The organism is Dietzia sp. SLG310A2-38A2, assembly GCF_014145095.1.
Taxonomy (GTDB): domain Bacteria; phylum Actinomycetota; class Actinomycetes; order Mycobacteriales; family Mycobacteriaceae; genus Dietzia.
The window spans coordinates 1-7,584 of the sequence record NZ_JAALDX010000067.1 but is presented as its reverse complement, the minus strand read 5'-3'; the positions used below and the strand labels follow the sequence as shown (position 1 = coordinate 7,584).

The following is a 7,584-nucleotide window of genomic DNA, read 5'->3' as shown; positions in this document are numbered from 1 at the left end:
CCGTCGACAGTGGTCGACGGGCGGCCGGTATCCGCTGAGAGGATCACCTCAGGGCGGTCACATCAGGTAGCACGCCTCCGTGTACTCGAAGTCGGCCGCCGTGGGTCCCTCGTACCACTCCTCCTCCAGGACGAGGCCCGTGGGACTGCCCGGCTCGATCCGGTTGATGATGCTCGAGCGGGACGCGTTCTCGTTGACGTCTCCCGAGTAGTTCCCGGCTCCCTCCGCGAACATCCCACCGGTGTCGACCCCCGTCAGCGAGTCGACCGACTCGTAGAGACCGCTTCGGGTGAGCTCATCGTTCTCGACCGCTTGCTCCAGGAGTCCGTGGATGACCGACGAGGCACCCCAACCCAGGACGAACCAGTCATCGGGCTCGGTCCCCATGGATTCGGCGACCTCCCGCATCTCGATGTGGCCTTCCGAGTCGTGGCCCCACGGAGCCACCGCTCCGGCGTGCAGGTAGCGCGCCTCGAGTGCCGGCGCGGCCTGGCTTCCCATCAGCCCGGCGCTCCACGTGGGAGTGGAACCGATGAACTGGCCCTCGAACCCCTGCGCGACGGTGGCACCCACGATGGCGCCGGTCTCGATCGCACTGGTGGAGAGGATCACGACGTCCGGTTGATCGGCCAGGATCCGCTGGATCACCGCGGTCTGCTCGTCGGTCCCGCCGGGGGCCGTGGTGTACCGGGTGAACTCGACACCGCGTTCCTCGGCGGCGATCTCCGCGCCCTTCGCGGCGTCGTCACCGTAGTCGCCGGGGAAGTGCACCGCGCCGACACTCGTCGCGTCGAAGTTGTCGACGGCGTAGTCCACCATGTTCATGGCCTCGGCACAGTAGCTGGTGCCGAACTCCATGACGCCCTCCTCGAACAGCCAGTTCGACCCCAGGGATGCGGGGACCGTGACGATGTTCTGCTGCCGGGTGTCGTCGAGGATGCCGTTGGTGTGGGCGGTGCCCATCGAGTGGGCCAACATCAGGACCTGGTCCCTGATCTCCCTGTACTCCTGGGAGTGGGTGGTCTCGTTGTAGGCGTTGTCCCGGACGTGGGTCACCATGTCGACCTCGTAGTCGCCGATGCCGCCGTTCTCGTTGACGTTCTGCCAGTAGGCCTGGGAGCCCTCGATCATCGGGGCGCCGATCGGTGAGAACGGTCCCGTCAGGTCGGTGATCGCTCCCAGGTAGATGCAGCCCTTCGAGTCATCGATCGCCTGCGGGCACGGTTCCTCGGTGACGCCGGCGACCTCGGTGTCGCCGCCGTCGTCGCGGCCACAGCCCGCCAGGACCAGGGCGATCGCCGACAGGCCGGCCACCCCGCTGCGTAGTGTCTTCGACTTCATGGTGTTCTCCTCAGGTGTTCGGTGGGTGGGTTCAGTAGGTGAACGGGAAGCTCTTCCAATACATCCGCATTCGCAGCCACACGCCGTACAGACCGCGCGGTTCGAACAACAGGAACGCCACGATGAGGCCGCCGTACAGAATCGCCTCGACCTCGAAGATGTTGGGGCTGGCGTTGGGTGCAGTGGAGATGAACGGGAACAGGTGGGCGACCTCGGCCGAGATCCGGGGAAGTGACGCGATCAGCAGGGCGCCCATGATCGACCCGGAGATGGTCGCGGCCCCGCCGATGAAGACGATGGCGACGAACTGGATCGACATGATCAGTCCGAACTGCTCCGGCCCGAAGTGTCGGTTCGCGACGAACAGCAGTGACCCGCACACGCCGGCGTAGAACGACGAGACCGTGAACGCGATGAGCTTGTAGCGCGCCAGGTCGACGCCCATGACACCGGCCGCGATGTCGCGATCGCGGATCGCCCCGAAGGCGCGCCCGATCCGCGAGCGGGCGATGTTCCGGGCCGCGAGCGCCCCGATCAGGAGGAGTGCGAGGAAGAACCAGTACAGCTTCTGGTCCGAGGTGAACGCACTGTCCAGGGTGAGGTCGTTGCCGAACACGACGGGGCGCGGTGCTTCGCGACCGACTCCCGGCCCCCCGGTGACACTCGACCACTCGGTGAAGATGTAGGTGCCGAGGAACACGAGGCCCAGCGTCACCACCGCGAGATACAGACCCCGCAGCCTGGTGGCCAAGGGGGCGACGACCACCCCGCAGAGCGCCGCCATCGCACCCGCGGCGATGATCCACACCGGGACGAAGGTGATACCCAGGCCCAGTGCGCGCCCCTCGGGATCGCCGGCCACCACCGATGCGGTGTACGCCCCGACCCCGACGAAGAACGCGTGGCCGAGGGAGATCTGACCTGCGTAACCGGTGATCAGGTTGAGCCCGATGCCGCCGATGGCCAGAACGAGTCCCAGGCCGAGGATCCGCAACAGGTCGTCGCTGACGTTGAACGGCAGGAGTACCGCGATGAGGACGAGTATCGCGGCGCCGACCGCCTTGGCGCGCGTGTTGAACAGCGCCTGCTCCTGCCGGTAGCTGGAGTACAGCTCCGGCCGACCGCGGGGCCGTCCGAAGAAACCGATCCGACGTCCGGCTCCCGACTGCGACGTCGGGGATCCCGATGCGGACCCGGCCGGCCCGCGGGACCCGCTCGAGGTATCGGATGGGTCCGCTGAAGATACGAGATGGCTCATACCCGTTCCACCTCCTTGGTGCCGAACAGTCCGTGTGGTCTGACGAGGAGCACCGCCAGCATGATGATCCAGGGCATCAGCGGTCCGAGATTGGTGGTGAGTTCCGGGAACCACTGGTTGTGATAGGTCGACACGACGGCCTGGGCGATACCGATGGTCAGGCCGCCGATGATCGCGCCACCTATCGAGTCGAATCCGCCGATGACGATCGCGGGCAGTGCGATGAGCCCCACCAGCCACAGGGTGTTGCCGATAGGACCGCCGGTCGCGGCGAAGATCCCCGCGATCGCGGCCAGGGCACCGGCCATCGCCCAGGACAGCGCGAAGATCAGGCTGGCGCTCACCCCCTGGGCCATCGCGGCCTCCTGGTCGGAGGCGACCGCCCGCATCGCAAGGCCGACCGAGGAATACCGGAAGAACAGCAGGAGGGCGATGACGATCACCGTGGCGGTGACGAACGCCGCCACGTGCCTGTGTTGGACGACGACCCCGGCGATCACCGAGACGTCGGTTCCCCACGGGTCCCCGACCGACCGCGGTTGGGAACCCAGGAACATGCCGGCGATCGTGCGGAGGACGATATCCAGTCCCACGGTGATGATCGCGATGATGAACACCGCCTTGCCGATCATCGGTCGGATCGCCGCCCGTTCGACCAGCAGGGCCACGACGCCGATGGCGACCACCCCGAGGATCGCGCCGACGTAGAAACCCATCACCGGCGCGAGGAAGCTGACGATGATCGCGCCGGACATGAGGAACGCGGGCTGCGCGAAGCTGATGACGCCGGTGGCCTTGAAGATCATGACGAAGCCGATCGCGACGAGTGCGTAGATGGCACCCGAGCCCAGACCGACGCTCAGGGCACTGAGGAACTGGGTCATCGTGCCCCCTCGTACAGCTCGTCGACGAGGTCCGCGAACATCCCCGTCACCGCCGAGCGCTTGACCTTCTGGGTCGCGGTCAGCTCGCCCTCGTCGTGATCGAGTTCCTTGGGCAGCAGCGCGAACGCCTTGACCTGCTCCACGGCGTTGAACCTCTCGTTGGCGGTGTCGACGACCCCCTGCACCAGCTCGCGGACCTCGGGTTTCTCCGTCAGGTCGCGGTAGGTGGTGTAGGCGATCCGTTTGCGGGTGGCCCAGTCACCGACAGTGTCGAGCTCGATCCCGATGAGCGCGGTGAGGAACCTGCGGCCGTCGCCGATCACGAGGGCCTCCTTGATGTAGGGGGACACCTTGAGGGCGTTCTCGACCTCCGACGGGGACACGTTCTTGCCGCCGGCGGTGATGATGATGTCCTTCATCCGGTCGGTGATCGTGACGTGTGTCCCGTCGACCCATTCGCCCACGTCCCCGGTGTGGAGCCAGCCCTCGGCGTCGATGGTCTCGGCCGTCTTCTCCGGGTTGCGCCAGTACCCGGCGAACACCGCCGGGCTCCGGACCAGGATCTCGCCCGTGGTTTCGTCGATCTTCAGTTCGGTGCCCTCGTGGGGCTCACCCACGGTTCCGAGCTTCACCCGCCCGGGCTTGTTGGTGGTGGCGATCGCCGAGTTCTCGGTCATCCCGTAGAGCTCGTGCATCGGTACACCGATCCCCATGAAGAACTTGAGCACCTCCGGGGCGATCGGCGCCGCTCCGGAGACCGCGTAGCGCGCGTACCGCAATCCCGTCCGGACCCGCAGCGCCCGGTACATGCAGATCCACCCCAGCACGTACCACGTGCGGCTGGCCGCGGTGTGCCGGCCGCCGTTCGAGACCAGGGCATCGCCGATCCGCTCGGCCCGCGCCAGCCAGAAACCCGACCACTTCCGCTTGAGCCAGGTGGCGTCCTCCAGACGGATCTGGGCCGAGGCCAGGAGCTTCTCCCAGATCCGCGGAACACCCATCACCAGGGTGGGCTGCACCTCCTGGAGGTTCTGGGGGACGGTGTCGATGGACTCGGCAAAAGTCACCTGGAGCCGGCTCGCGCAGCTCATCCAGGTGGTGAAGAAGCGCTCGGCGACGTGCGAGAGCGGGAGGTAGGTGAGCACGTAGTCGGACGGCCCCGGCGGTGGATCGGACGTCCCCCCGCGGGTCATGACGGTATCGATCGCGAACTCGACGTTGGACGTGGTCAGCATGGCTCCCTTGGGCGGGCCGGTCGATCCCGAGGTGTAGACGAGGGTGATCAGGTCGTCGGGTTGTGCCTGCTCCATCCGCCGGTTCACGGCCCCGTCGTCCCGCTGACGGTGCTCGCGACCGAGCGCCAGGAAGTCGTCCCAGTAGATGAGGCGCTCGTCGTCGTAGTGTCCCCGGATCCCGCGCGGCTCCAGGTACACGATGTGCGCGAGGTCCGGACACTGGTCGGAGACCGCCAGTGCCTTGTCCACCTGTTCCTGGTCCTCGGCCACCAGCAGCCTGACCTGGCTGTTCTCCAGCAGGTATCCGACCTCGGCGGCCGGGTTGGTCGGGTAGACCCCCACACTGACGCCCCGGACGGCCACGGTCGCGATATCGCAGATCAGCCACTCGGGCCGGTTCTCGCTGTGGATGGCGACGCGGTCCTGGGTGTCGATTCCGAACGCGATCAGTGCGTGCGCGACGTCCTGGATCTGGTCCCAGTACTGCGCCCAGGTCGTGGGCTGCCAGACACCCCGGGACTTCCTCCGCAGTGCCACGTCGCCGGGGTGGGCGGCGGCGTTGTCGCGGACACGCGTGGCCAGAGTGGTGGTGCTCATCAGCTCCCCCCTCCGGACGCGGGCGCCGCGGCCTGACCGCCCAGGTAGGCCTCCACCACCGCCGGGTGACTCTGGACCTCCGCGGGGGTGCCGAGGGCCAGCGGGGCGCCGAAGTCGATGGCCAGCACGCGGTCCGCGATGTCCATGACCAGGCTCATGTCGTGCTCGACGAGGATCATCGGGGTCTTGAACTCCTGTCGGATCGAGAGCAGGAACCGAGCGGTGTCCTCGGTCTCCTCGAGGTTCATCCCCGCCACGGGTTCGTCGAGGAGGAGGATCTCGGGTTCCATGGCCAGGGCCCGCCCCAGCTCGATGCGCTTCTGGATGCCGTAGGGCAGCAGCCCCACCGGGAGCTTGCGCCACGCCTGGAGTTCCAGCAGGTCGATGATCTCCTCGACCGCGGCGCGATTGAGTTCCTCCTGGCGTCTGGCCGGGCCCACCCAGGCGATCGCGGCGAGCGTGCCGTACCGGAACTTCACGTGCCGGCCCAGCATGAGGTTGTCGACCAACGTCAGGTTGGCGAACAACTCGACGTTCTGGAACGTCCGGGCGACCCCCAGGCGGGCGATCTTGTGCGGACTCATCCCGAGGAGCTGGTGTCCCTTGAGCTTCACCGACCCCTGCTGGGGCCGGTACACACCCGAGAGGACGTTGAAGATGCTGGTCTTCCCCGCACCGTTGGGGCCGATGATGGCGAAGAGCTCGTCCTGGTTGACCGTGAACTCGACGCCGTCGATCGCCTTGAGGTTGCCGAAGGACAGGCTCACGTCCGAGAACTCCACGACAGGAGTGGGGAGTGCTGGATCCGTCATGACGCCCACCTCTTGCGTCGCCGGTACTGTTTGACGTTGCGATAGGACTTCGTCTCGTCGGAATCCGAGCGCGCGCCGAGGTAGAACTCGCGGATGTCGTCGTTGTCGAGCAGGTCCGCCGCGGGCCCGTCCATCACGACGCGGCCTGTCTCCACCACGTACCCGTGCCGGGCGATCGACAGCGCCATGGCGGCGTTCTGTTCGACCAGCAGGACCCCGGTCCCCTGCGAGTTGATCTCGACGATGATGTCGCGGATCTGCTCCACCATCTTGGGAGCGAGCCCGAGACTCGGCTCGTCCAGCAGGAGGAACCGGGGCGCGGACATGAGCGCCCGGCCGATCGCCAACATCTGTTGCTCGCCACCGGACAGGTACCCGGCCACCCGCGAGCGGCGCTCGTGGAGGACGGGGAAGAGCCCGTAGACGCGCTCGAGTCCCTCCCGCAGGTGGCGGCGTGTGACGTGCGCCCCGATGCGCAGATTCTCCTCGACCGAGAACTCCTTGAAGATCCGGCGACCCTCGAGGACGTGCTTGACTCCGTGGCGCGCGATCGCGGGTGCGCTCAGCGAGCCCATGTCTTCACCGTCGAGGGTGACCGATCCCTTGGTGATCGCCCCGTTGTGGACGTCGAGCAACCCCGAGAGGCTGCGCAGCAGCGTCGATTTTCCGGCTCCGTTCGCTCCGAGCAACGCCACGATGTGACCGTCCGGCACGTCGAAACTCGCGCCTCTGATGACCAGCATCGCGTCGTCGTAGACGACTTCGAGATTGCGCACTGATAACACTCGACCTCCTGATGTGATGGAGACCACAGTATTCTCAGGTATCTGATCTTTTCTGCATATGCGCCAATTTCTCTGATCATGTTCTCGGATTCGACTGGCCGCGCGAAGTCCCTGCGGTGACCGCCGGAGACGTGGTACGTGACGGATGACGCGCGTCGGCGACAGTCCTGACCTGCGTCGATTCGACAGCGAACGATTTCTGCGCCGATCCGCCCAGGCGCCGCGGAGTTCGGCGATCATCGTCTCTACACGTGTCTCGCCCGTGAGCGTCGGTGCGACCGGAGTGCGCTCAGGCCAGTGCGCGGACCCACTCCGAGGCGGACCCCGCGCTGTCGACGAGCTCCACGCCCGGCGCGACGCCCGGCCGCCGGACCACCACCACCGGGACCCCGAGTTCACCGGCCACCGCCAACTTGGGCCACGTGAAGGACCCGCCCGAGTCCTTGGTCACCAGCACGTCCGCCGCGTGCTCGGAGAACACCTGTCGTTCGGCCTCGACAGAGTACGGGCCCCGGCCCACCACCACCCGCCAGCGCTCGGGAAGCGCGACCTCCGGCGGGTCCACGACCCTGACGAGCGCCTCGCGGGTGGCGAGCGGTCCGGTGAAGCGTCCCAGGGATTGCCGGCCGATGGTCAGGAACGGACGCTCACCGAGCGCTGCCGCCGTCGCCG

At 67.1% G+C, this 7,584-nt stretch carries 7 protein-coding genes; all 7 read right to left on the bottom strand.

What is annotated here, in order from left to right; genetic code table 11:
* Nucleotides 1-57: 57 nt before the first annotated feature.
* The gene (locus G6027_RS02930; RefSeq protein WP_182635275.1) at nt 58-1,341 is read right to left on the bottom strand and encodes an ABC transporter substrate-binding protein; all 1,284 of its coding nucleotides are present in this window, start codon (nt 1,339-1,341) and stop codon (nt 58-60) included.
* A 31-nt stretch (nt 1,342-1,372) separates the two neighbouring features.
* Nucleotides 1,373-2,599 (bottom strand): branched-chain amino acid ABC transporter permease, encoded by a 1,227-nt coding sequence (locus G6027_RS02925; protein ID WP_182635273.1) that lies wholly within the window; start codon nt 2,597-2,599, stop codon nt 1,373-1,375.
* Entirely contained in the window at nt 2,596-3,483 is an 888-nt protein-coding gene (locus G6027_RS02920) for a branched-chain amino acid ABC transporter permease (protein ID WP_182635271.1), read from the bottom strand. The genes G6027_RS02925 and G6027_RS02920 overlap by 4 nt, the downstream gene beginning before the upstream one ends.
* Nucleotides 3,480-5,315, bottom strand: a complete 1,836-nt coding sequence (locus tag G6027_RS02915) for an AMP-binding protein (RefSeq protein ID WP_182635269.1) — start codon at nt 5,313-5,315, stop codon at nt 3,480-3,482. The genes G6027_RS02920 and G6027_RS02915 overlap by 4 nt, the downstream gene beginning before the upstream one ends.
* The gene (locus G6027_RS02910) at nt 5,315-6,127 is read right to left on the bottom strand and encodes an ABC transporter ATP-binding protein (RefSeq protein WP_182635267.1); all 813 of its coding nucleotides are present in this window, start codon (nt 6,125-6,127) and stop codon (nt 5,315-5,317) included. The genes G6027_RS02915 and G6027_RS02910 overlap by 1 nt, the downstream gene beginning before the upstream one ends.
* On the bottom strand, nt 6,124-6,870 hold the full coding sequence (locus G6027_RS02905) for an ABC transporter ATP-binding protein (RefSeq protein WP_187702534.1): 747 nt from the start codon (nt 6,868-6,870) through the stop codon (nt 6,124-6,126). Before G6027_RS02905 ends, G6027_RS02910 begins: the two co-directional genes overlap by 4 nt.
* A 331-nt stretch (nt 6,871-7,201) precedes the next feature.
* On the bottom strand, nt 7,202-7,584 hold a 383-nt coding region (locus G6027_RS02900), incomplete at its 5' end, for a precorrin-6A/cobalt-precorrin-6A reductase (RefSeq protein WP_182635263.1).